Source organism: Brenneria sp. g21c3 (genome assembly GCF_040240345.1).
In the GTDB taxonomy this organism is placed as follows: domain Bacteria; phylum Pseudomonadota; class Gammaproteobacteria; order Enterobacterales; family Enterobacteriaceae; genus Brenneria.
Map to the genome: position 1 here is coordinate 273,519 of NZ_JBEIAB010000005.1, position 23,538 is coordinate 297,056.

The 23,538-nt window shown below is 55.9% G+C and carries 21 protein-coding genes and 1 tRNA gene; 16 read left to right on the top strand and 6 right to left on the bottom strand.

Annotated elements, in window-relative coordinates:
* The first annotated feature begins 157 nt into the window (after positions 1-157).
* From sdhE to rlmF, 3 genes are all read left to right on the top strand, one after another.
* Positions 158-424: an FAD assembly factor SdhE gene (sdhE, locus tag ABRZ28_RS10660; protein ID WP_319604190.1), complete on the top strand. Its 267-nt coding sequence runs from the start codon at positions 158-160 to the stop codon at positions 422-424.
* Positions 405-818 (top strand): protein YgfX, encoded by a 414-nt coding sequence (locus tag ABRZ28_RS10665; RefSeq protein WP_319604191.1) that lies wholly within the window; start codon positions 405-407, stop codon positions 816-818. Before sdhE ends, ABRZ28_RS10665 begins: the two co-directional genes overlap by 20 nt.
* Positions 819-1,050: 232 nt before the next feature.
* On the top strand, positions 1,051-2,004 hold the full coding sequence (rlmF, locus tag ABRZ28_RS10670) for a 23S rRNA (adenine(1618)-N(6))-methyltransferase RlmF (protein ID WP_330520233.1): 954 nt from the start codon (positions 1,051-1,053) through the stop codon (positions 2,002-2,004).
* Positions 2,005-2,095: 91 nt separating this feature from the next.
* Here the strand turns inward: rlmF and fldB are convergent, their stop codons facing one another.
* The 3 genes from fldB to ABRZ28_RS10685 all read right to left on the bottom strand — a co-directional run bounded on the left by fldB (position 2,096) and on the right by ABRZ28_RS10685 (position 4,649).
* Positions 2,096-2,614 (bottom strand): flavodoxin FldB, encoded by a 519-nt coding sequence (gene fldB / locus ABRZ28_RS10675; protein WP_330520234.1) that lies wholly within the window; start codon positions 2,612-2,614, stop codon positions 2,096-2,098.
* A 166-nt stretch (positions 2,615-2,780) separates the two neighbouring features.
* Positions 2,781-3,098, bottom strand: coding sequence for a YdhR family protein (locus tag ABRZ28_RS10680; protein WP_330520235.1), 318 nt, complete (start codon positions 3,096-3,098; stop codon positions 2,781-2,783).
* A gap of 225 nt (positions 3,099-3,323) precedes the next feature.
* Entirely contained in the window at positions 3,324-4,649 is a 1,326-nt protein-coding gene (locus ABRZ28_RS10685; RefSeq protein WP_319604201.1) for an MFS transporter, read from the bottom strand.
* A 382-nt stretch (positions 4,650-5,031) separates the two neighbouring features.
* Here ABRZ28_RS10685 and xerD point away from each other — a divergent pair, with 382 nt between their 5' ends.
* The 5 genes from xerD to lysS all read left to right on the top strand — a co-directional run bounded on the left by xerD (position 5,032) and on the right by lysS (position 11,438).
* Positions 5,032-5,931, top strand: a complete 900-nt coding sequence (gene xerD / locus ABRZ28_RS10690) for a site-specific tyrosine recombinase XerD (protein ID WP_319604202.1) — start codon at positions 5,032-5,034, stop codon at positions 5,929-5,931.
* A gap of 82 nt (positions 5,932-6,013) precedes the next feature.
* The gene (dsbC, locus tag ABRZ28_RS10695) at positions 6,014-6,730 is read left to right on the top strand and encodes a bifunctional protein-disulfide isomerase/oxidoreductase DsbC (RefSeq protein WP_319604203.1); all 717 of its coding nucleotides are present in this window, start codon (positions 6,014-6,016) and stop codon (positions 6,728-6,730) included.
* Positions 6,731-6,737: 7 nt separating this feature from the next.
* Positions 6,738-8,471 carry a single-stranded-DNA-specific exonuclease RecJ gene (gene recJ, locus ABRZ28_RS10700; RefSeq protein ID WP_319604204.1) on the top strand — a complete coding sequence of 578 codons (1,734 nt, stop codon included), beginning with the start codon at positions 6,738-6,740 and terminating at the stop codon, positions 8,469-8,471.
* 341 nt (positions 8,472-8,812) lie between these two features.
* Positions 8,813-9,911 (top strand): peptide chain release factor 2 gene (gene prfB / locus ABRZ28_RS10705; RefSeq protein ID WP_319604205.1). Its coding sequence is split into 2 segments (ribosomal slippage): positions 8,813-8,887 and positions 8,889-9,911, totalling 1,098 coding nucleotides; the frame shifts between segments, so codons are not numbered across the junction.
* 9 nt (positions 9,912-9,920) lie between these two features.
* Entirely contained in the window at positions 9,921-11,438 is a 1,518-nt protein-coding gene (lysS, locus tag ABRZ28_RS10710; RefSeq protein WP_330520236.1) for a lysine--tRNA ligase, read from the top strand.
* A gap of 80 nt (positions 11,439-11,518) precedes the next feature.
* On the opposite strand, the gene ABRZ28_RS10715 is transcribed toward lysS, so the two are convergent.
* On the bottom strand, positions 11,519-12,697 hold the full coding sequence (locus ABRZ28_RS10715; protein WP_330520237.1) for a 5-methyltetrahydropteroyltriglutamate--homocysteine S-methyltransferase: 1,179 nt from the start codon (positions 12,695-12,697) through the stop codon (positions 11,519-11,521).
* A 341-nt stretch (positions 12,698-13,038) separates the two neighbouring features.
* On the opposite strand from ABRZ28_RS10715, the gene ABRZ28_RS10720 reads away from it, so the two are divergent.
* The 6 genes from ABRZ28_RS10720 to ABRZ28_RS10745 all read left to right on the top strand — a co-directional run bounded on the left by ABRZ28_RS10720 (position 13,039) and on the right by ABRZ28_RS10745 (position 19,034).
* Positions 13,039-13,112: transfer RNA gene (locus ABRZ28_RS10720), tRNA-Gly, on the top strand.
* 345 nt (positions 13,113-13,457) lie between these two features.
* On the top strand, positions 13,458-13,583 hold the full coding sequence (locus ABRZ28_RS10725) for a hypothetical protein (RefSeq protein WP_330520238.1): 126 nt from the start codon (positions 13,458-13,460) through the stop codon (positions 13,581-13,583).
* Entirely contained in the window at positions 13,580-14,764 is a 1,185-nt protein-coding gene (locus tag ABRZ28_RS10730) for a winged helix-turn-helix domain-containing protein (protein WP_330520239.1), read from the top strand. The genes ABRZ28_RS10725 and ABRZ28_RS10730 overlap by 4 nt, the downstream gene beginning before the upstream one ends.
* Positions 14,765-15,083: 319 nt before the next feature.
* Positions 15,084-15,407 carry a Dabb family protein gene (locus ABRZ28_RS10735; protein ID WP_319604209.1) on the top strand — a complete coding sequence of 108 codons (324 nt, stop codon included), beginning with the start codon at positions 15,084-15,086 and terminating at the stop codon, positions 15,405-15,407.
* A 167-nt stretch (positions 15,408-15,574) separates the two neighbouring features.
* Positions 15,575-16,519, top strand: coding sequence for a DMT family transporter (locus tag ABRZ28_RS10740; RefSeq protein WP_319604210.1), 945 nt, complete (start codon positions 15,575-15,577; stop codon positions 16,517-16,519).
* A 325-nt stretch (positions 16,520-16,844) separates the two neighbouring features.
* Positions 16,845-19,034 carry a TonB-dependent siderophore receptor gene (locus tag ABRZ28_RS10745; protein ID WP_330520240.1) on the top strand — a complete coding sequence of 730 codons (2,190 nt, stop codon included), beginning with the start codon at positions 16,845-16,847 and terminating at the stop codon, positions 19,032-19,034.
* A 76-nt stretch (positions 19,035-19,110) separates the two neighbouring features.
* Here ABRZ28_RS10745 and yghX read toward each other — a convergent pair whose 3' ends face one another.
* The gene (gene yghX / locus ABRZ28_RS10750) at positions 19,111-19,998 is read right to left on the bottom strand and encodes a YghX family hydrolase (protein WP_330520241.1); all 888 of its coding nucleotides are present in this window, start codon (positions 19,996-19,998) and stop codon (positions 19,111-19,113) included.
* Positions 19,999-20,178: 180 nt separating this feature from the next.
* Positions 20,179-21,804 (bottom strand): Na/Pi cotransporter family protein, encoded by a 1,626-nt coding sequence (locus ABRZ28_RS10755; protein WP_330520242.1) that lies wholly within the window; start codon positions 21,802-21,804, stop codon positions 20,179-20,181.
* 415 nt (positions 21,805-22,219) lie between these two features.
* Here ABRZ28_RS10755 and cbpA point away from each other — a divergent pair, with 415 nt between their 5' ends.
* The gene (gene cbpA / locus ABRZ28_RS10760; protein ID WP_330520243.1) at positions 22,220-23,176 is read left to right on the top strand and encodes a curved DNA-binding protein; all 957 of its coding nucleotides are present in this window, start codon (positions 22,220-22,222) and stop codon (positions 23,174-23,176) included.
* Positions 23,173-23,478: a chaperone modulator CbpM gene (locus ABRZ28_RS10765; RefSeq protein ID WP_319604215.1), complete on the top strand. Its 306-nt coding sequence runs from the start codon at positions 23,173-23,175 to the stop codon at positions 23,476-23,478. The genes cbpA and ABRZ28_RS10765 overlap by 4 nt, the downstream gene beginning before the upstream one ends.
* The last annotated feature ends 60 nt before the right edge of the window (positions 23,479-23,538 follow it).

Here is a 23,538-nt window from a genome sequence, read left to right on the forward strand (position 1 = left end):
AGCGGCACGGGTTTGCAAGCGGTTATTGCGCCGGCGCTTGATACAATCCTGGTCGATAGCGAGGTAAAATATGTCAAAGTGTTACTATTCATTGAATACCTGCCGTTGAAATCGGGTTACACTAATAGGTATGAACGATAATAAGGTGGTTTTAAGCATGGAAATTGAAAATAAATCACGGATTCATTGGGCATGTCGGCGTGGTATGCGCGAATTGGACATTTCTATCATGCCGTTCTTTGAATATGAATACGACGCGCTAAGCGATGATGATAAACGCGCCTTTGTCCGTCTGTTGCAGTGCGACGATCCGGACCTGTTTAACTGGCTGATGAATCACGGCGAACCGCAAGATCAGGATCTGAAACGCATGATCTCCCTTATCCAGACGCGAAATAAAGACCGTGGCCCAGTGGCAATGTGACCTTCGCGTTTCCTGGCGTATGCAGCTTTGTTCACTGGTTGCGCACGGGCTATTGGTTTTACTGATTCTGCTGGCTCCCTGGCCGGACCGCTACACGGTGTTGTGGCTGGGGCTGGTTACGCTGGTGGTGTTCGGTTTTATCCGCAGTCAGCGCAACATAAAATCCCGCCACGGCGAAATTTTATTGCATAGTGCGACGCGACTGCGCTGGCAGCAGCAGGAATGGCTGATTGTCAAACGCCCCTGGATGCTGAGAAATGGCGTTCTGCTATCGCTAAAAGCGATCGATGGTAAAGGACGTAAACGCCTGTGGCTGGCATCCGACAGCATGGGGGAGGCTGAATGGCGTCATTTACGCCAACTGCTATTGCAGCATAAAAACTGGGCCGGGTAATACTAAAACCGGCCGCGTCCCTTTATCCTCTCGGTGAATGTTTTTTCCTGATTGATTTCCCGTCATGCTTTATCAACCGACAATTTTACGTTGCCGACGTGACTCCATCCGCCCTGTTTCGGCTTAGCGCCGGGGTTGACCCCGCAGGGCGGATGGAACAAAAACGATCGCAATGATTTACGCAGGCCGGCGCAGCAGGTATCTTACGCGCCGTACAATAAGAGAGAAACTGATGACAACGCCCGCTGATAAACCTGCCGCGCAGAAAAACGTGCTGCACCCGCGTAATCGCCACCGCGGCCGCTATGATTTTACCGCGCTGAAGCAAATCCACCCGGCGCTGATCCCCTTTGTGAAGGTGAATGCCTATGGCGACGAGTCGATTGATTTTGCCGATCCGGCATCCGTCAAGGCGCTGAATCAGGCGCTGCTGCACCATTTCTACCAGATTGAACACTGGATTATTCCAGACGGTTTTCTCTGCCCGCCGGTTCCGGGGCGGGCTGATTACATTCATCATCTGGCCGATTTGCTGGCGGAGGATAATCAGTCCGTGGTGCCGCGCGACGCCAGCCTGTTGGATGTCGGCTGCGGCGCCAACTGTATTTATCCGCTGATTGGTCATCGTGAATATGGCTGGCGTTTTACCGGCAGTGAAATTAATCCGCAGGCGATGCAGGCGGCCAACGCCACCATCGAGGCGAATCCCGGCCTGAATCGCGCGATTCGTTTACGCCGCCAGAAAAACAGCAAAGCGATTCTCGCCGGCATCATCCATAAGAACGAAATTTTTGATGCGGTGCTGTGCAATCCGCCGTTCCATGCGTCTGCCGCCGAGGCGCGTCAGGGCGCGCAACGTAAGTTGCATAACCTGGGTCTGGATAAAAACTCGCCGCTCAACTTTGGCGGGCAACAGGATGAACTGTGGTGCGACGGCGGGGAAAGCGCGTTTATCCGCCAGATGATTAACGAAAGCGTCAACGTGGCTCGCCAGTGTCTGTGGTTTACCTCGCTGGTTTCGCGCAAGGAGAATCTGCCGGAGATTTACCGTGCGCTGGAGGAAGCCGGAGCGATAAAAGTCAGAACCGTCAATATGGCGCAGGGACAGAAACAGAGCCGTTTCGTGGCCTGGAGCTTTTTCGATACCCCCGCGCGCGCAAGATGGTGGCTACAGAAGCGGCGCTAGCGCGGATCGCTAAAGTTTGTGATGACGGGGCGAACGGCGCGTATCAGGACAAGAAGAATCATGCCCTTCGCCAGCGCCGCGAGGCGCGTTTTTACAGCTGCGCGGCCATTTCCTGCAAAATCTGCCCGCACCACTGCTCAAGGCGTTCGTCGCTGAGATCGTACTGATTGACTTCATCCAGCGCCAGTCCGACAAAATGTTTGCCGTCGACGGTCAGCGGTTTCGGGCTGGTGAACTCGTAGCCCTCGGTCGGCCAGTAGCCGATAAATTTCACGCCGGACGATTGCAATTGCGTATGCAACATGCCCAGCGCATCCAGGAACCATTCGCCATACCCTAACTGGTCGCCCATGCCGTACAGCGCCGCTATCTTGCCGCGCAGGTTAAGCGCGGGGAGTTGCGCCCAGATGTTTTCCCAATCTTCCTGTATTTCGCCGAAATCCCAGGTTGGAATACCCAGAATCAGTATCTCGTACTCTTCCATCCGCTGCGGGTCGACATCCTTGACGTTGTGCAGATCCACCAGATCCTCACCCAGGATGTCGCGGATTTTTTCTGCCGCCATTTCGGTATAGCAGGTGCTGGAGCCGTAAAACAGACCAATTTTCATATGTGATAGCGAAGTCGTTTCAGATCAATGTAAGTGATGGTGTCAGAAGCTGTTATCACCTCGGGGGCGACGGCTTTGAACGCAGAAGGGTAGCCTAACCGAATCCGTAGCGACAGTATATTGAAAATATCGGCTAATCCGCACGGCTACCGGCTCGTCTCTTCTTTTACTTAACCCATGACCGGGGGGTATGCCAGGTCAGCGCGGTAAAGTCGTCAAGCACCTCAAAAATATGCGCTTGCATATCGGTAGCGCCTTCTTCCGTTCTGGCGCGCATCACTTCATCGCGCCAGGCCTCGGCATGCGCGCGGTCATCGAACAGGTAGGTGCCGCCGCGTAAACCGGCCTGTGGGTCGGACATCCATATCTTCGCGATCAGCCCGTCAATTTTGTTGATTTTCTGCGCGAGCTGGAATGTTTCGGCGCGCGTGCTGCCGAGTTGTCTGGCTGATGGACGGTAAGTCACTTGTAGCAGATAGGCCATCGGGGATCTTTATCTCTGGGATTAATCACGATTGCTTCCGGCCTGAACGCCAGAGCAATATTTCATGTATTCAACGGGTTGAACAATAATCAGCATCATACTCCCGCGCAGGGAAAACGTCGACGGCCGGGGATGTCATTGCGTTGCCGCGTTGTTTTAGGAGAAAGGGACGGTTGAGGCGGAAAGGAAGCGGTGAAGGCCGCAGCCTTCACCTTATGGAATGGTTTAGTCGAGAGACTGATGGCGGGTTTCTTTGCTCAACAGCAACGCGATCAGCGTCAGCGACGCCATGGCCGCCAGATAAACACCCACGTAGAACAGGCCGTAAGTGACGGTCAGCCAGGTGGCGATATAGGGAGCGACGGATGCGCCCAAGATGGATGACACGTTATAGGAGAACGAGGCCCCGGTATAACGGACTTCCGTCGGGAACAGTTCCGGCAGCAGCGCGCCCATCGGACCGAACGTCAGCCCCATCATGCCCATGCCGCAGATCAGGAAGGCCATCACGATCGCCGAATTGCCGGAACCGAGCATGGACGGGAACAGCATGGCGAAGACCAGCATCAGGCAGGTCACGGCGATCATGGTTTTGCGGCGTCCGAAGATATCCGCCAGATAGCCCGCCAGCGGAATAATGATGGCGAAGGCGATAACGGCGATCATCAGCATCCACAGGAAGGTGTTGCGTGAGAAACCCAATCCTCGCGGCGCCGGCGTGGTGCCGTACGTCATGGAATAGACCGTCATGATGTAGAACAGCGTGTAGGTCGCCAGCATGATGAAAGTACCCAGAATAGTGGCTTTCATGTGTTTGCTGAACAGGGTGCCGATCGGCACGCGCACTTGCTTGCCGGCTTTGGCGACTTTGGCGAATACCGGCGTTTCATGCAGGGAAACGCGCACGTACAGGCCGATCAACACCAGTACGGCGGAGAAAATGAACGGTACGCGCCAGCCCCACTGCATGAATTGCTCGTCGGTCAGCAACCAGGAGAGCAGCAGGAAAGTGCCGTTGGCGAAGAAGAAGCCAATCGGCGCGCCGAGCTGAGGGAAGGAACCGTATAGCGCACGCTTGTGGGCCGGCGCATTTTCGGTCGCCAACAGCGCCGCGCCGCCCCATTCGCCGCCCAGACCCAGACCCTGGCCGAAACGGGCCAGCGCCAGCAGCATCGGCGCGAAGATGCCGATGGTTTCATAGCTGGGCAACAGACCGATCACTACCGTGGAAATCCCCATGGTCAGCAGCGATGCGACCAGCGTAACTTTACGGCCGACGCGGTCGCCGAAATGCCCGAACAGCGCCGAACCGATTGGGCGCGCGATGAAGGCGATGGCAAAGGTCGCCAGCGACTGTAACGTCGCCGCAGCCGGGTCGCCCTGCGGGAAGAAAATGTGGGGAAATACCAGCACGGCGGCGGTGGCGTAAATATAAAAATCAAAAAACTCAATCGCGGTTCCCACCAGAGAGGCAATAATGACTTTACTTCTGGAATTGACCGGTGGAGAGTCCGCCTCTGCGTCGATAGTGGGAGTGATGGTAGCTTGCATGGTGATTCATCTTTTTTAACAACACGAACGACTATTCTATGCATAGAGAAATCGGCTTTTCAACGGAGATTCCGTAAGGGGATAGGACGGAGAAAAGCCGCGACTGGAGGCTATTCCAGCATATGCCGCATAAGTAAAATATAATCTTATCGTATGATGTTTATACCGGAGAATGTTATGACGATGTGAGGTCTGACGGAATATGTGAGATCTGGCGATTTCTACGATTATTATCCCCTTCATCCTACGATTTGCAGCGAGATGGCTGCATTTTCGACATCCAATGTCCCCGCGGTTTGAAAGATGACGCGGATAACGACGATTAGTCGGTTAACGAATTACTCAGGCATAATAGGCGCTCATGCTGAAAGAGGATATCGCGATGCACGCGCAAGATCAGGCGTTTATTGAGCAATTTCTTGATGCGCTGTGGCTGGAGCGCAATCTGGCGGAAAATACGCTGGCTTCTTATCGGCTGGATTTGCGCTCTCTGGTGGAGTGGCTGGCGCATCACGACAGCGATTTGCAGCGGGCGCAGGCTATCGATCTGCAATCTTTTCTGGCTGAACGGATGGAAGGCGGCTACAAGGCCACCAGCTCCGCGCGTTTACTGAGCGCCATGCGCCGGTTGTTCCAGTATCTTTACCGGGAAAAAGTTCGCAGCGACGATCCCAGCGCGGCGTTGTCATCGCCAAAACTGCCGCAGCGCCTGCCGAAAGATTTGAGCGAGGCTCAGGTTGATGCGCTGCTCGAGGCGCCCAATGTCGATCAACCGCTGGAATTACGCGATAAAGCCATGCTTGAGGTATTGTATGCCACCGGGCTGCGGGTCTCCGAACTGGTGGGGCTGACGCTCAGCGATGTCAGTCTGCGTCAGGGCGTGGTGCGGGTCATCGGTAAAGGGAATAAGGAACGGCTGGTGCCGCTGGGCGAAGAGGCGGTGTACTGGATTGAGCAATATCTGGAGCATGGCCGCCCGTGGCTGCTCAACGGAAAGACGCTGGATGTGATGTTTCCCAGCAACCGCGCGCAACAGATGACGCGTCAGACATTCTGGCATCGCATCAAACACTATGCGATTCTGGCGTCGATCGATAGCGAAAAATTATCTCCGCACGTGCTGCGTCACGCGTTCGCCACCCATTTATTGAACCACGGCGCGGATTTACGCGTGGTGCAAATGTTGTTGGGACACAGCGATCTTTCCACCACGCAGATTTATACCCATGTGGCGACGGAACGTTTGAAACAGCTTCATCAGCGGCATCACCCACGGGCGTAACATATTCATTGATAACCGGCAGGCGACGGTCACCGGTCAGTTGCGGGTTATCACGGCGTATTCACCGAAACAGGATTATGAAATGAAAAAAGGGTTATTGGCGTTTTCTCTCTTGGCGGCAATGGCGTCGGGTTTCGCCCACGCCGACGATGCGGCGATCAAACAAACGATGGCGCGTTTGGGGATGTCGGATGCGGAGGTTCAGCCCGCGCCGCTGGCCGGGATGAAAACCGTCCTGACGGGCAGCGGCGTGTTTTACATCAGTGAAGACGGCAAGCATCTGATTCAGGGGCCGCTGTACGACATTAGCGGCAACGCGCCGGTGAACGTGACGAATCAGATTCTGAAAGGGAAAATGGACGCGTTGCAGGATCAGATGATTGTCTATAAAGCCGCTCAGGAAAAACATGTGATTACGGTGTTTACCGATATCACCTGCGGCTACTGCCAAAAGCTGCATGAACAGATGAAAGATTACAATGCGCTGGGCATTACCGTGCGCTATCTGGCGTTCCCGCGTCAGGGGCCGAATTCTCAGGCCGAGAAAGATATGCAATCTATCTGGTGCGTGGCTAACCGCAACAAGGCGTTTGACGATGCGATGAAAGGCGAGGAAATATCCCCGGCGACCTGCAAAGTCGACATCAATGCGCACTATCAGCTTGGCATCCAGTTTGGCGTCAATGGCACCCCGGCGATTGTGCTGGAAGACGGCGCGGTGGTGCCGGGTTATCAGGATCCGAAAGAGTTATCGACGATGTTGAATGCGCATAAGGCGTCGATGAAGACAGGCGGTTGATAACAGCGTGGAACTGATAACTCAGCTTCGCCGGCGTCCCCTGGCGGAAGATATTGATTTACCCATGACGATGCCGCCGCTGCTGCGTCGTTTATATGCGCAACGCGGCGTCAAAGGCGCGCAGGAACTGGAGCGCGGTCTGCGCGGTCTGCTGGATTATCGGCTGCTTGATGGTATCGGGCAGGCCGTTGACTTTCTGCAACAGGCGCTGGCGGATCGGCGCTGTATCGTCATCGTCGGCGATTTTGACGCCGACGGCGCCACCAGCACCGCGCTGACGGTGCTGGCGCTGCGCAGTATGGGCGGCGTCAACGTCAAGTATCTGGTGCCGAACCGCTTTGACGATGGCTACGGGCTTAGCCCGGAAGTGGTGGCGCAGGCCGCCGGGCTGGGCGCGGAGGTCATCGTCACGGTGGATAACGGCATTTCCTCCCATGCGGGGGTGGATGAGGCGCGCCGACGCGGTATCGCCGTGCTGGTCACCGACCACCATCTGCCGGGAGAAATTCTGCCTGACGCCGATGCGATGATTAACCCCAATCTGCGCGACTGCGCCTTTCCGTCGAAAGCGCTGGCGGGCGTCGGCGTCGCCTTCTATCTGATGATGGCGCTGTTTGTCCGCTTGCGCGATAGCGGCTGGTTCGCGCAGAAAGCGCTGGCGGAACCGAAACTGACCGAATTGCTGGATCTGGTGGCGTTGGGTACGGTGGCGGACGTGGTGCCGCTGGACGCCAACAATCGCATTCTGGTGGCGCAGGGGTTGAGCCGTATTCGCGCCGGACGGTGCCGACCCGGCATCCGCGCGCTGCTGGAGGTGGCGAACCGTGAAGCGACTCAACTGGTCGCCAGCGATCTGGGTTTCGCGCTGGGGCCGCGGCTCAATGCCGCCGGTCGGCTGGATGATATGTCGGTCGGGGTGGCGCTGCTGCTCAGCGACGATATCGTGCAGGCGCGCATGCTGGCCAGCGATCTGGACGCCTTGAATCAAACCCGGCGTGAAATCGAGCAGGGGATGCAGGTCGAGGCGCTGCGATTATGCGAAAAGCTGGAGCACAGCCGAGACGAGCTGCCCTATGGGCTGGCGATGTACCACCCTGAATGGCATCAGGGCGTGGTGGGCATTCTGGCGTCGCGGATCAAGGAGCGGTTTCATCGTCCGGTGATTGCTTTCGCCCCCGCCGGCGACGGCATCCTGAAAGGGTCGGGACGATCGATCGCCGGATTGCACCTGCGCGATGCGCTGGAGCGCCTGGATACGCTGTATCCGGGGATGATGGTGAAATTCGGCGGTCATGCCATGGCGGCGGGACTTTCGCTGATGGAAGATCGGTTTGATGAATTTCGGCTGCGCTTTGGCGAACTGGTGGGCGAATGGCTGGATGCGTCCCAACTGGAAGGGATTATCTGGTCGGACGGCGAACTGGCGCTACCCGATTTGTGCCTGTCCACGGCGGAAATGCTGCGCGATGCGGGGCCGTGGGGACAGGCTTTCCCCGAGCCGACGTTTGACGGCCGGTTTCGCCTCCTGCAACAGAGGCTGGTGGGCGAACGTCACCTGAAGGTCATGCTCGAACCGCTAAACGGCGGCCCGCTGCTGGACGGCATCGCGTTTAACGTGGATACGCGGCTATGGCCGGACAGCAGCGTCCGTGAAGTGGAACTGGCGTATAAGCTCGACGTCAATGAATATCGCGGTAAACGTTCGGTGCAATTGCTGATCCAGCATTTATGGCCGTTATAACGGAAAAGGCGCAGGTTGGATCAACCTTGAAAAAACCTCGTTTGCCGGCGCGTTATTTTCGCCTGCTGCCATGAGTCATCCACGCCGGCTATCACGGAGATCCCCGCCGGCTATCACGGGGATCCCCGCCTGTTACCACGGGTCATCCCCGCGGCAGTAGGCGGGGATCGGCTGCTGAAACCGCGAGCAGCCATTGACTGATGCCCGCCCTGGCGGCCATGGCGAGGATAAAACCACTTTGCCGACAATCCGAGGGTATATAAACCCTGCCCTTAATCCGTTAGAATAAGCGGTTTAAATCTATCCCATCACCAACGACTTAACGTAAGAACATAAAAATCATGTTTGAAATCAATCCGGTAAAAAACCGCATTCAGGACCTGACCGAACGTACGGACGTCCTTAGGGGGTATCTTTGACTATGATGCCAAGAAAGAGCGCCTTGAAGAAGTAAACGCCGAACTGGAACAGCCGGACGTCTGGAACGATCCGGAACGCGCGCAAACGCTGGGTAAAGAGCGTTCCTCGCTGGAAGCCATCGTCGATACCATCGACCAAATGACGCAAGGGCTGGAAGATGTTTCCGGTCTGCTTGAGCTGGCGGTGGAAGAAGACGACGAAGACACCTTTAATGAAACCAGCGCCGAGCTGGATGTGCTGGAAAAGAAACTCGCTCAGCTCGAATTTCGCCGCATGTTCTCAGGCGAATACGACAGCGCCGACTGCTATCTTGATATCCAGGCGGGTTCCGGCGGCACCGAAGCTCAGGACTGGGCCAGCATGCTGGTGCGGATGTACCTGCGTTGGGCGGAAGCCAAAGGTTTCAAAACCGAAATTATCGAAGAGTCCGATGGCGAAGTGGCCGGCACCAAATCCGCCACCATCAAAATCATGGGCGACTATGCGTTCGGCTGGCTGCGTACCGAAACCGGCGTACACCGTCTGGTGCGTAAAAGTCCGTTTGACTCCGGCGGTCGTCGCCATACGTCGTTCAGTTCCGCTTTCGTCTATCCCGAAGTGGATGACGATATCGATATCGAAATCAACCCCGCCGACCTGCGTATTGACGTTTATCGCGCATCGGGCGCCGGCGGTCAGCACGTTAACCGGACGGAATCGGCGGTGCGTATCACCCATATTCCGACCAACATCGTTACGCAGTGTCAGAACGACCGTTCCCAGCATAAGAACAAAGATCAGGCGATGAAACAGCTGAAAGCCAAGCTGTACGAGTTTGAGATGCAAAAGAAAAATGCTGAGAAACAGGCGATGGAAGACAACAAGTCGGATATCGGTTGGGGCAGTCAGATTCGTTCCTATGTTCTGGATGATTCACGCATCAAGGACTTACGTACCGGGGTGGAAACACGCAACACCCAGGCGGTGCTCGATGGCGATCTGGATAAATTTATTGAAGCAAGTTTAAAAGCGGGGTTATAAGGAATTCTCATGGCTGAATCACAATCACAGGGTGCCGATCAGGCGCAGGAACTTAATAACGAACTGAAATCGCGCCGTGAAAAGCTGGCTGCGCTGCGTGAACATGGCATCGCGTTTCCGAATGATTTCCGCCGCAACAGCACGTCCGATCTTCTGCATGCCGGGTATGACGGCAAAGAAAATGAAGAACTGGAAGCGCTGGACATTGAAGTCACCGTCGCCGGCCGCATGATGACGCGCCGTATCATGGGGAAAGCCTCTTTCGTCACGTTACAGGACGTCGGCGGACGCATTCAGCTGTACGTATCCCGCGACGATTTGGCCGAAGGCATCTATAACGAACAGTTCAAAAAGTGGGATTTGGGCGACATCCTCGGCGCGCGCGGCAAGTTGTTCAAAACTAAAACCGGCGAGCTTTCCGTTCACTGCACCGAACTGCGTTTGCTGACCAAGGCGCTGCGTCCGCTGCCGGATAAATTCCACGGCCTGGCCGATCAGGAAACCCGCTATCGCCAGCGCTATCTGGATTTGATCGCCAACGAGGAATCCCGCAACACCTTCCGTATCCGCTCAAAAGTGCTGGCCGCCATTCGCAACTTTATGGTCGATAACGGCTTTATGGAAGTGGAAACGCCGATGATGCAGGTGATCCCCGGCGGCGCCAGCGCCCGTCCGTTCGTCACGCATCACAATGCGCTGGATATCGATATGTATCTACGTATTGCGCCGGAACTGTATTTGAAACGTCTGGTGGTGGGCGGTTTCGAACGGGTGTTTGAAATCAACCGCAACTTCCGTAACGAAGGGCTCTCGCCGCGTCATAATCCTGAGTTCACCATGATGGAGCTTTATATGGCGTACGCCGATTATAAAGACCTGATTGCATTGACGGAAACGCTGTTCCGCACCCTGACTCAGGACGTATTGGGCACCACGACCATCGAGTATGGCGATCAGACCTTCGACTTCGGCAAGCCGTTCGAGAAGCTGACGATGCGTGAAGCCATCTGCAAATATCGCCCGGAAACCAACGTCGCCGACCTGGACGATCTGGCTAAGGCCACCGCGATTGCGCAGTCTCTCGGCATCAAGATCGAGAAAAGCTGGGGGCTGGGCCGTATCGTCACCGAGATCTTTGAAGAGACGGCGGAAAGCAATCTGATTCAGCCGACCTTTATCACCGAATATCCGGCGGAAGTCTCGCCGCTGGCGCGCCGCAACGATCAGAACCCGGCCATCACCGACCGCTTCGAGTTCTTTATCGGCGGTCGTGAAATCGGTAACGGTTTCTCCGAGTTGAACGATGCGGAAGATCAGGCGGAACGGTTCGCTCAGCAGGTGAGCGCGAAAGACGCCGGCGACGACGAAGCGATGTTCTACGACGAAGATTACGTCACCGCGCTGGAGCATGGTTTGCCGCCGACCGCCGGTCTGGGCATCGGTATCGACCGGATGGTGATGCTGTTTACCAACAGCCATACCATCCGCGATGTGATCCTGTTCCCGGCGATGCGCCCGCAGAAATAACGCGCGGCCACGTTGGTTGAAATAAAAAACCGGCGCCTTGGGCGTCGGTTTTTTTTACTGCATGATTGGGGGAATCGCGATTAGCCGCCCCAGACTTCGTCGGCGATCTCTTTAACCAGCGCGATCTTGGCCCATTGCTGCTGTTCCGTCAGCGCGTTGCCTTCTTCCGTCGACGCGAAACCGCATTGGGTGCTTAAACACAAACGTTCAAGCGGAAGATAGCGGGTCGCTTCTTTAATACGCGCGATAACCGCCTGTTTATCTTCAAGCTCGCCGATTTTGGATGAAATCAGTCCCAAGACGACCTTTTTGTCGCCGGAAACTTCCGCCAGGGGAGAAAAATCGCCGGCACGCTCGGTATCGAATTCAAGGTAGTAGGCGGCAACGTTTTCTTTTCCAAACAGGATGCCGGCGATAGGTTGATAACCGCCGCTCGCCGCCCAGGTCGAACGGTAGTTGCCGCGGCAGACATGCGTGGCCAGCGTCAGATCTTGCGGCGCGCCGGCAATCGCCGCGTTGTTGACCTCCAGCAGCAGCTCCGCCAGTTCCTGAACGTTGTCGCTGATGACGGTATGATCGGCGTGCTGAGCGCAACCGCACGCGCCTTCTTCTTTGACGGCGACGCCGGCATTGTTATAACGCGCGTCCACCATCATGCCCCATGTGCAATCATCGAGCTGTAGGCTGCGGCAACCGGCCGCATACACTTCACGGATAAACGTCTGATAGGCGGCGGCGATATCCGCGACCAGATCGCTCTGACGGGGATAGTATTGCAGCGTGCTTTCCCGGTTATCCGGCCGGTATAGCTCTTTCAGAAACTGGGCGGGCGCGGGGATGGTGAGACGCGGAACAATGCCGTCTTCGGCGAACGTCAGCAGAAAGCGGAAATGATCGATAAAGGGATGATTTTCGCCGCTGATTTTGCCGGTCAATCGGGCTGTCTCAGGGCGAGTTTCCGTACCGGCGAAATTGTAACCATGCGACAACGCCGCTTTTTCAACGCCGTTCAGCCCCCACATGAAATCCAGATGCCACCAGCTGCGACGGAATTCGCCATCCGTGATGACCTGAAGACCGGCCGCCTTCTGTTTGGCGACCAATTCGCTAATCGCCTTATCTTCAACGCGTTTTAAGTCGTCATGATCGATCTCGCCCCTGGCATATTGCGCGCGCGCCGCATGCAAATAGTCCGGACGCAGATAACTGCCGACAACGTCGGCGCGAAATGGAGGCGTAACGGTTTTTAGGTTTTCCATCGCTGCTCTCTTTTTTCCTTGGGAAGCACATATTTTATCGATCTTTTGACCATACCATGTCTGAAGCGCGTGGGGATATGAAAGAAATTCAACATAAAAAGGCAATGTGAAAAAATTGCACGAATAAGACGCCTGATTCGTTTCGCTGCATGCGCCGGCGGCGATGAGCGCGGAACCGGCTCTGCGTCGCCAGAACATTTACCGGGAAACATGGCCGGGGAGCGCCATCTGGGTTCAATGCGCGGTCAGACGAGTTGATTGATTATTCTACCAGCAGTTTAGCGGGGTTTTTTACTTGCCCGGCAACGGGATAGCGCTATAATGCCAAGCGCATCTCCGGCGCGAGTGTAGTTCAATGGTAGAACGAGAGCTTCCCAAGCTCTATACGAGGGTTCGATTCCCTTCACTCGCTCCAAGTTCTCTTCACTGCATACCGCCTGAACTCAATAAAAATAAGTAAAATCAACGATAAAAGGCTTTATTCGGCCTCTCCGCGTCAACTCATATCTACCTAAGTGGGGCGTTGAATGTGTATAGTCATGTGCATAGAGGGTGTTATACACACGCATTTCTATACACATTGGGCAGCTATATATTCCGGAACCCCAAAGCCTGAGGGCATGTGATTAAGCGTCGGATAGACGATCGCGCCGGATCAGCGTATGGCATGAAAGCCCAAACTTACCGGATCGGATGACGCCATATTAGTGGGATTGCCCTAAATGGCGTCGGCTACGGCCTGTATTGCCTGGATATCGCCTTGTACAACACCAGTTTCGACATGCCCGAGTGCGGCTATAGCCAGTCGGGTATATTACGGCATGCGGCGATGGCGTTGGCCGATGTGCGGGGATTCATCGCCACAGAAACGGGATTGAAATCATGAAGCTGGAACTCAGAGTGTCCGAAGCTCGACGCATCGCGCTTACGGCCCAGGGCTTTAACGCGCTATCGCGGGAAGGCGACATCGGTTGCGCGCAGTTGCGCAAGTCGATCGACCGGCTCGGCCTGCTGCAAATCGACAGCGTGAATGTCCTCGTCCGCGCGCATTACCTGCCGCTGTTCTCACGTCTGGGCGCATACAAGCCCGCGGCTCTTGATGCGCTCGTCGCGACGAACCCCAAGGGTTTTTTTGAGTATTGGGGACATGAAGCGTCTCTGCTGCCGATTGACTGCCAGCCCCTGCTGCGTTGGCGTATGGCGCGCGCGCTCCGCGGCGAGGGGGTGTGGCGCCCGCTTGCAGCCTATGCGGGTGAGAAGCGCCCGGAGGCCGATGCACTGCTTGCCCGCATACAGGCCGAGGGGCCGCTGTCCGCCTCTGACGTGACGAGCCGCAGCGCCGCCAAAGGGATGTGGGTATGGAGCGATGCGAAGCACGCGCTTGAATGGCTGTTTTGGGCCGGGCTGGTTGTGGCGACGCACCGCAAGGGGAACTTCGAGCGGGTGTATGACCTGCCTGAGCGTGTGCTGCCGCGGGCGATCCTGGCGCTTCCCACGCCCTCCGGCGTCGACGCGCGGCGAATGCTGCTGGCGCGTTCGGCCCGGGCGCTGGGGATCGCGACGGCGGACGATCTGCGCGACTATTACCGTATCCCTGCGACGGACGCGCGGCTGCCGATCGAACAGTTGGTCGAGGAGGGAACTATTCTCCCCGTGCGAGTGCGCGGTTGGCGGCAGCCGGCCTATGTACACAAGGACGCGCGCGCCGGGCGCAAGCTCGCCGGCGCGACGCTGCTGTCGCCGTTTGATCCGCTGATCTGGCATCGTCCGCGAACGGAAAGAGTATTCGGGTTTCGCTATCGGCTCGAAATCTACACGCCCGCGCACAAGCGCGAACATGGTTATTATGTTCTGCCTTTTCTGTTGGATGGCGCGCTTGTCGCGCGGGTGGATTTAAAGGCGGATCGCAAAGCGGGCGAGCTGATCGTCCGGCGGGCGCATCTTGAGCCCGGCGCGCCGCAATGCACGCGCGAACGGCTGACGCAGGAACTACGCCTGATGGCGTCATGGCTCGGGTTGTCGAGCCTGTCGGCCGGGCCGATCGAGTCGATTAACGCGCCCTCATGAGCCTGAACGCGCTGTATCGCGAGGTATTTCCCGCCGGCGCGGATGTTACGCCGCAGGGCGTCGGGCCAGCGTCAGCGGCGCGCCGAAGCCGATCATCATGGCGCCGCTGACTTTATTCACCCGGCGCATCGCCCGCGGGCTGCGGATATGCCTGCAAACTGACGTCGTTATACAGGAATGCGATTTAGCGAGCGTGGTGTCACGGTACTAGAATGACGGTAATGGGGTTTCGCTACAGTGCAAGTTACGTATTTTTGTCCATTAAGCGATCCGTGTTGTCTGGCTTGCTGAAAACGGAAAACAGTCATTGGAGTTTTAAATGATACGCCACATTTTGTTGATAGCTTTTACGGAGAAAGCATCCGCCACAGAAATAGAACAGGTGAAAATGGCCTTTTTACACATGACCGAGAACGTCGAGGGCGTACAGGCCGTGGAGTGGGGATGCAACGATAGCCCGGAAGGAAAGAATGCCGGCTTCACTCACTGTGTGATGATGACCTTTTGCGACGAACAGGCGCGTCAGCGCTATTTGCCGCATCCCCGGCACGATGAACTGAAAGCCATCTTCAGGCCGGTGTTGAACGATATTATCGTACTGGATTATCCGCTGCTGCCGGAAAATCACCGCACGCATGGATAACGGCCCGCACCATGGGGGAGCGCGGGGTCGAAAAGGAACTGTCCATTTTTTCAGATATGTTTTTTAATCGGCATGAATAGCGCGATCCGCGGCTAGCCATTGCGGTTATTGTCGCTCCTCTATTGAAACCAAACTGTGGGTTACTGATTCACCCGATCGGAGACATTATGGCGCGTTCCTCTGCTTCATCGTTTTCTTTGCTGGCCTGGTCCACACTGATTGTGCCGCCGCTGTTGTGGGCGGGCAATTTCGTTGTTGGGCGGGCGGTGCGCCATGATTTAACGCCGATGACGCTTTCTTTCTGGCGCTGGGTGATCGCGTTGATTTGTCTGTCGCCGTTTGCATACGTCACGTTGAGGCGAGACTGGCGACGCTACTGGGATTGCCGTTGGCAAGTGCTGGGCGTTTCCGTGGTTGGCGTGGCGGCATTCAATTCTTTGATCTATCTGGGATTGCGCACCACGACGGCCAATAATGCGTTGTTGCTTAACTCGCTGATCCCGCTGCTGATCGTCTTGCTGGGAGCCTGTCTCTATCATCAGCGGCTGAAGATGAACCAGTACGTGGGGCTAATCCTGTCGTTTGCCGGTGTCTTGACGCTGGTTATGCATGGTAACTGGTCTCAATGGCAGGACATCCATTTTGTTCCCGGCGATGCCATCGTACTTGCGGCTATGGTTTGCTGGGCATTTTATACGCTGTGGCTGCGTCAGTTGCCGGGCGATCTCGATCGGATCGGCTTGATGGTCGTGCAGATAGTGCTGGCGCTGATTATGCTGTTGCCGTTCTATGTCGCTGAATATAGCTCCGGACTCCGGCCAACCTGGGGCGTCGTTTCATTTTCCGCATTGGTTTATGTCGGTATATTCCCTTCGGTCATCGCTTATCTGCTTTATATCCAGGCCATTAGCCGTTTTGGGCCGGCGCGGGCGGGGTTGACCATTCACCTGATCCCGGTTTTCGGCGTGATGTTGTCAGCCCTGTTTCTGGGGGAACGGTTGCATGCATACCATGCGGTCGGTATTGCGGCTATTGTCGCGGGCTTGATCTGCTCGAATATCAGGAGTAAACGGGAGCTAAATCCCCAGGCGACGCCTCAAGCCAAAAAGTAACCGTTCAACCTCAAAAAACCGCCCTTCAGCAATGCTGAACCTGATTTCAGGGATATCAGAACGCTATCCCTGATAAATGCTCCTCAAGCGGGCGTTTATGACGCACATCGCCGCTTTTACCAATCTCAAGATTCAACGATTTGTTTTTATTCTGTTTTTATAATCCTTTGTTGATGCTCAACCAGCGGTAATCCTGTTTTTATTCCCCTGAACTTTCACATTATGGAGAAAATGTGAGGATTTTTACCGCGTATATACAATGATAATCATTATTATTATCATAAACGTTTGCTTGCAAATACATACATAAATGGGGATGACATTAATGAATGCAACAAATTCTTACATCAAGCGACCATTGGCCGTACTGCTGGCGGGGGTTTTGGGCAGTCATGCCTACGCGGCGGAAACGAAAGAAGATGTCATGGTCGTTCAGGCAACGGCGGAGGAGGCGCTGAAACAGCAGCCTGGCGTCTCCATTATCACCAAAGAAGATCTCGAAAAGCAGCCGCCGGTCAACGACCTGTCGGATATTATCCGCAAAATGCCCGGCGTCAACCTGACCGGCAACAGCTCCACCGGCCAGCGCGGCAATAACCGCCAGATCGATATTCGCGGCATGGGACCGGAAAACACCCTGATTCTGATCGACGGCAAGCCGGTCACTTCACGCAACGCCGTGCGCTATGGCTGGCGCGGCGAACGCGACACCCGCGGCGATACCAACTGGGTGCCGGTGGAAATGGTTGAACGCATCGAAGTGCTGAGGGGACCGGCGGCGGCGCGCTACGGTTCCGGCGCGGCGGGCGGGGTGGTGAATATTATTACCAAACGACCCACCGACGACTGGCACGGCTCGCTTTCCCTCTACACCAATCAGCCGGAGGACAGCAAGGAAGGCGATACCCGGCGCGCCAATTTCAGCCTGAATGGCCCGTTGATCGACGACGTGCTGACCATGCGGCTGTATGGCAATATCAACCGCACCGACGCCGATGCCGCCGATATCAACAGCTCCGTTGCCAATACCACCGCCGCCGGGCGCGAAGGGGTACGCAACAAAGATATCAATACGCTGCTGTCATGGAAGATCAATCCCCAGCAGATTCTGGATTTCGAATATGGTTATAGCCGGCAGGGCAATATCTACGCCGGCGACGTGCAGAACAGCAACCATAGCAGCCTGCCAGTCAACCAAAGAGATATCGTGGAAGGCATGTACGGCCAGGAAACCAACCGCATGTACCGTCAGAGTTATGGCATCACCCATAACGGCATCTGGGATTGGGGCCAGACGCGCGCCGGCTTCTATTATGAGAAAACCAACAACACGCGTCTGGGCGAAGGCTATGCCGGGCGTACGGAAGGGGCGCTCAACAGTACCGATTATAATACCAGCCGGCTGGACAGCTATCGGGGCAGCGTCGAAGCCAACGTGCCGTTTAATTGGCTGGCGGAGCAGACCGCCACCATCGGCGCCGAATGGAGCCGCGAGGAACTCGACGATCCGGCCGCAACCGGCTACGACGCCTCCAGTACCGACGGCGCCATCGGCGGCATATCGGGGAATCCGAACGGACGCAGCAGCAAAAACAGCGCCACGCTGAGCGCGCTCTACTTCGAGGACAATATCGAAGCCTTGCCGGGTACCAATATCATCCCCGGTCTGCGTCTCGACTATCACGACCAGTTCGGCGCCAACTGGAGTCCGAGCCTGAACTTCTCCCAGGATCTGGGCGACTACTTCAAGCTGAAAGCGGGGATCGCCCGGGTGTTCAAGGCGCCCAATCTGTATCAATCCAGCGAAGGCTACCTGCTCACCAGCAATGGCAACGGCTGTCCGATCGGCACGACCGTCTCTTGCTATCTGATTGGTAACGACGATCTGGATCCGGAAGTCAGCGTGAATAAGGAGATCGGGCTGGAGTTCACCCATGAAGGCTACGACGCCGGCATCACCTACTTCCGCAATGATTATAAGAACAAGATTGTCTCCAGTACGACATCGCTGGGGACGACCGGCTCCGGCCGCAATGTCTACCAATGGGAAAACGGCGGTAAGGCGATAGTGGAAGGGCTGGAGGCCAATCTGGTGGTGCCGGTGGTGGCGGACACGCTGAACTGGCGCACCAACGCCACCTATATGTTTAACTCCAAGGATAAGGACACCGGCAACCCGCTGTCGATTATTCCCAAATATACCGTCAACACCATGCTGGACTGGCGGGTAACGGAAGATCTGTCCGCCAACGTGGCCTGGACCCTGTACGGCCGCCAGAAACCGCGTCAGAACGCGGAAACCCGTCTGGAAAACAATAGCGGTCTGTCCGGCAAGGAGATCGGCGCTTACTCCGTGGTCGGGTTCGACGTGAACTATAACCTCACCAAAAACGTGCGTCTCAACGCAGGCGTCAGCAACGTGCTGGATAAGCGCGTCTACCGCGAAGCCGATGGCGCGGCGACCTACAACGAGCCGGGCCGCGCCTATCACGCCAGCGTGACTTACAACTTCTGATCCTGTCTCGTTAATCCCCCTGCCCGGCGTAATCCGGGCAGGGCGGATGACATCCGCGGGCAGGAAAAACGCTTCATCACGTCAGATAGCGGTTGAACCAGGCGAGGGTGCGATCCCAGGCCAGATCGGCGGCGGCTTTATCGTAGCGCGGGGTCGAATCGTTATGAAAGCCGTGATTCACGCCGGGATAGATATGGGCCTCATAGATTTTTCCCTCCGCTTTTAACGCTTCCTCATAGGCCGGCCAACCTTCGTTGATTCGGGTGTCCAACTCCGCGTAATGAAGCAGCAACGGCGCTTTGATTTTGGCGACATCTTGCGGATTGGCCTGACGCCCGTAGAAAGGAACGGCTGCCGCCAGATCTGGAAAAGCGACTGCCGCCGCATTTGATACGCCGCCGCCGTAGCAGAAGCCGGTGATCCCCACTTTACCGGTGGCGTCCGGGTGGCGCTGCATGAAGTCGATGGCCGCAAAAAAATCATTCATCAGTTTGGTCGGATCAACCTGCTGTTGCAGTTCGCGTCCCTTATCGTCATTACCGGGATAGCCGCCTACCGAACTCAGGCCATCGGGCGCCAGCGCAATGAAACCGGCTTTCGCCACCCGACGGGCCACATCTTCGATATAGGGGTTCAACCCGCGATTCTCATGCACCACCACGACCGCCGGAACCTTGCCTTTTGCCGCCGCGGGACGCACAAGATAGCCCCGAACGTCGCCATGACCGGAAGGCGAGGGGTAATGGATATATTCGGGAATAATGGCGGGATCGGTGAAGTCGACCTGTTGCGCCAATGCGTAATTGGGACTCAGCAAACTGAGCAGCGTCATGCCGGTCATTCCGCCGATGGCGAATTTTGCCGCCATAGAGACAAATTCACGCTTGGTGATCTTGCCATGCGCATAGTAATCGTACAGCTCAAGCAATTCCGGCGAGAAATCTTTTGCAGTCATACGTGCCATCGTCGATCCTCTATACTTTAGTTAATGGAAAGTTAAGGATGAGTAACTCACAAGTAACGCTGCTGGAAAGATAGCACGGGTTGTTTAGCGGGGCCAGATCGGGGTCTTTCGAACCTTCTGTGCGACAAGATTTACCATGAATGACCCTCTAAACAAGGACGGGCGCGGGAAAGGCCGGCGTTATTCCTCTTCCCGCTCGTCATTGGGTCGCTCCAGTACGCTGTAGGCCACTGCGCAAAACAACGAGTTCATGCGTTTCATATCACCCAATAAACCTAAATGCAGCGAGCTGGTTTCGATGCTCTGGACATTTTGCTGATGCAGGCGATCGACATGTGAATGGGAAAAACGGCGGGTGGTCAGGTTAAAACGATGTTTGGCGCGGCGTAGCCGTTTGGCGCTGGTGACGTCACGCGATAAAAACACCGATAAACTCAGACGCAGGTTATTCAGCAACAGTTCATGCAGGGTTTCCAGTTCCTGGAGTCCTTCGGGCGAGAACGCCCGCCGGGGCGCCAGAGACTTATCCGCGACGTCGCCGCTGATGCGTTCAACAATATCGCCGGCCTGCTCAAGGTTCACCGCCATTTCTATGATTTCCGCCCAGCGGCGCGAGTCTTCTTCCGGCAAATCTTCTTTCGGCATTTGGGCTAAATAGAGTTTGATGGCGGTATAAAGCACGTCAACGTCATCATCCAGCTTACGTATTTCACGCGCCTCACGCGGGACGCCGTGTATCACTTTGTTAAATGCGTTCAGCATCTGCTCCAGGACATCGCCTATGCGCAGCGTTTCGCGCGAGGCGTTGGCCAGCGCCAGCGCCGGGGTATCCAGCGCGCTGGTATCCAGATGTTTGGGTTTCAGCCGCAGATCGTTTTCCGCTTCGTCGGCGATCAGCCGCTTGCAGAGTCCGGCCATCGCGCCGGCAAAGGGCACCATGATGAGGCAGCGGATCAGGTTATAGAAAACATGGAAGAAAATGACCAGTTCTTCATCGCTCATCGGCAGTTTATCCAGCCAGTCCGCCAACAGATGCACAAACGGCAACACCAGCACGCAGCCGATGAATTTAAACAACAGGCTGCCGAGTGCGACCCGTTTGCCGGCGGCATTCGACGCGCTGTTATTGAGCACCGCCAGCAAACCGCTGCCGAGATTGGCGCCGATCACCAGGCAGAGCGCGACCTGAAACGAGATCATGCCGGTAGCGGTCAGCGTCGCGGTCAGCAGCACTGCCGCCAGACTCGAATAGCTGATAATGGCGAACACCGCGCCAATCAATGCATCCAGCATGATATCGCCGGTCAGCGAAGAGAAAATAACCTTGACGCCGGAAGCCTGGGTAATCGGCGTCGCCGCTTCCACAATCAGATGCAGCGCCAGCAGGATTAATCCCAACCCGATACTGACGCGGCCAAGCTGCCCGGCGCGCGACTGCTTGCGGCCGAGGAAAAACACCACGCCGAAAAAGATAAACAGCGGAGAAAGCCAGGAGAGATCGAAGGTGAGCAGGCGCGCCATCAGCGCCGTACCGACGTCGGCGCCGAGTATGATCACCAGCGCCGGCGTCAGGCCCACCAAGTCCTGCGCCACAAACGAGGCGACCAGCAGGGTGGTGGCGTTACTGCTCTGCACCAGCGCGGTAACGCCGATGCCGGCGATAAAAGCCAGCGGTTTTTTTTCCACGCTACGGCTCAGCACACGGCGCAATTCGGCGCCATACACGCGCATAATACCGGTTCGAACAATGTGTGTACCCCACACCAGCAATGCGACGGCAGAAAGCAAATTAAACAGAGTCAACAAAGGTTCAAGGCTCCTTGAGCATCGCTGACCGGCCAGATGTTTGGTCAGCCGGATGCCGATTTATAAGGGTTCCAATTTCCACAGGGTCTACGCGTTTTATGGCGCGAGCATTGATCGTCAGACCATCATCTTACCTAACTGTAGGACAGGAATGCCACCCGCGACGTAATCCGGCGCAATAGCTTGAAAAAAGCGCAATATCAGGTACATCAGCATGCTGAAAATGGCCTTCCCGGCGAGGGAATTATTTCTCGCCATCCCCACCAAATGTTATTTCATCGTCTACCTTTTTAAGGGATGTAGCCGCTTTATCAAAGGTGTATGATCGATGAAACAGCCGAAAGATAATGAGTGACCTATCTAAAAAAATAGATGATTTCTATCGCATAACCTATTGAATTTAAGGTATTACCGCATGGAGTTTAAAGATTACTATGCTGCGTTGGAAGTAGACCCCTCCGCCGATCTGAAAACGATCAAAACGGCCTACCGCAGGCTGGCGCGTAAATATCACCCCGATGTCAGCTCCGAACAGAATGCAGAAAGCAAATTCAAGGAAGTCGCCGAAGCGTATGAGGTGTTAAAGGACAGCGAACGTCGCGCTGAATATGATGCGTTACGTCAGCATCGCAACGATCCCCGTTTTTCAGAAACCCCGCCGAACTACGGTCGCCAGGAGCAAACCTGGCATAGCGCGCAAGGCAACCCCGGCGATTTTTCCGATTTCTTTGAATCCATTTTCGGCCGTCATGCCGCCGGAGGACAACGCGCTTCCGCTCATACGTCCCACGGCGCCCGCGGTCAGGATTTCGAGATGGAGGTGCCGCTATTTTTAGAGGAAACCTTAACCGAGCAAACCCGACCTATTTCTTACCATTTGCCGGTTTATGATGAGCTGGGACGACAGACCAAAGAAATCAGCAAAACGCTGAATGTAAAAATTCCCGCGGGCGTCGGCGATGGCGAACGTATTCGGTTGAAAGGACAAGGGAGCGCTGGCTTCGACGGCGGCCCAAACGGCGATTTATTCCTGATTATTCGTATCGCGCCGCATCCGCTGTTTGATATCGACGGTCATGACCTGCATATCGTGGTGCCGCTGGCGCCTTGGGAAGCGGCGTTAGGCGCGACGATTGAAGTGCCGACCCTGACCGGCAAGATTGCCTTGACGATCCCGCCCGGCAGCCAGAGCGGCAGGCGATTGCGGGTTAAGGGGAAAGGACTGGTCAGCAAGCAGAAAGGGGCGGGCGATCTGTATGCCGTCCTGAAAGTGGTGATGCCCCCGAAACCGGATGAAAAAGCCAGCGCGCTGTGGAAACAGCTCGCCGAGCAGGCGGCGTTTAATCCTCGGGATGGATGGGAGAAAATATGATGACTGAAGAAATGACATTTACCATGGTGGAGCTGTGTCAGTCAGTGAATATTTCTCAGGACGAACTTGTGGAAGTTGTGGAACTGGGCGTCATTGTTCCTCTGCAAGCAGAGGAACCGGGTTGGGTTTTTGATTATCACGCGCTGAGCTGTCTCCGGCGCGCCCGGCGGTTACGGGCCGAACTGGATTTAGACTGGTCCGGCATCGCGATGACGCTGACGCTGCTGGATAAGATTGATGAGCTCAAAAAAGAGAACAATCAGTTGCGCAGACGTCTGGGGCGTTTTTTGACGGCATCTTAACGTCTAAAAAAAGGGGATTCCGTATTTCCCGTGATATTCCCCGACGGATTTCAAGCTGAG

What these genes read in the sequence shown, in the direction of transcription:
- sdhE (WP_319604190.1), top strand. Translation starts at nt 158, where the DNA reads ATGGAAATTGAAAATAAATCACGGATTCATTGGGCATGTCGGCGTGGT.
- rlmF (WP_330520233.1), top strand. Translation starts at nt 1,051, where the DNA reads ATGACAACGCCCGCTGATAAACCTGCCGCGCAGAAAAACGTGCTGCAC.
- fldB (WP_330520234.1), bottom strand. Translation starts at nt 2,614, where the DNA reads ATGAAAATTGGTCTGTTTTACGGCTCCAGCACCTGCTATACCGAAATG.
- ABRZ28_RS10680 (WP_330520235.1), bottom strand. Translation starts at nt 3,098, where the DNA reads ATGGCCTATCTGCTACAAGTGACTTACCGTCCATCAGCCAGACAACTC.
- ABRZ28_RS10685 (WP_319604201.1), bottom strand. Translation starts at nt 4,649, where the DNA reads ATGCAAGCTACCATCACTCCCACTATCGACGCAGAGGCGGACTCTCCA.
- xerD (WP_319604202.1), top strand. Translation starts at nt 5,032, where the DNA reads ATGCACGCGCAAGATCAGGCGTTTATTGAGCAATTTCTTGATGCGCTG.
- dsbC (WP_319604203.1), top strand. Translation starts at nt 6,014, where the DNA reads ATGAAAAAAGGGTTATTGGCGTTTTCTCTCTTGGCGGCAATGGCGTCG.
- lysS (WP_330520236.1), top strand. Translation starts at nt 9,921, where the DNA reads ATGGCTGAATCACAATCACAGGGTGCCGATCAGGCGCAGGAACTTAAT.
- ABRZ28_RS10715 (WP_330520237.1), bottom strand. Translation starts at nt 12,697, where the DNA reads ATGGAAAACCTAAAAACCGTTACGCCTCCATTTCGCGCCGACGTTGTC.
- ABRZ28_RS10730 (WP_330520239.1), top strand. Translation starts at nt 13,580, where the DNA reads ATGAAGCTGGAACTCAGAGTGTCCGAAGCTCGACGCATCGCGCTTACG.
- ABRZ28_RS10735 (WP_319604209.1), top strand. Translation starts at nt 15,084, where the DNA reads ATGATACGCCACATTTTGTTGATAGCTTTTACGGAGAAAGCATCCGCC.
- ABRZ28_RS10740 (WP_319604210.1), top strand. Translation starts at nt 15,575, where the DNA reads ATGGCGCGTTCCTCTGCTTCATCGTTTTCTTTGCTGGCCTGGTCCACA.
- ABRZ28_RS10745 (WP_330520240.1), top strand. Translation starts at nt 16,845, where the DNA reads ATGAATGCAACAAATTCTTACATCAAGCGACCATTGGCCGTACTGCTG.
- yghX (WP_330520241.1), bottom strand. Translation starts at nt 19,998, where the DNA reads ATGGCACGTATGACTGCAAAAGATTTCTCGCCGGAATTGCTTGAGCTG.
- cbpA (WP_330520243.1), top strand. Translation starts at nt 22,220, where the DNA reads ATGGAGTTTAAAGATTACTATGCTGCGTTGGAAGTAGACCCCTCCGCC.
- ABRZ28_RS10765 (WP_319604215.1), top strand. Translation starts at nt 23,173, where the DNA reads ATGATGACTGAAGAAATGACATTTACCATGGTGGAGCTGTGTCAGTCA.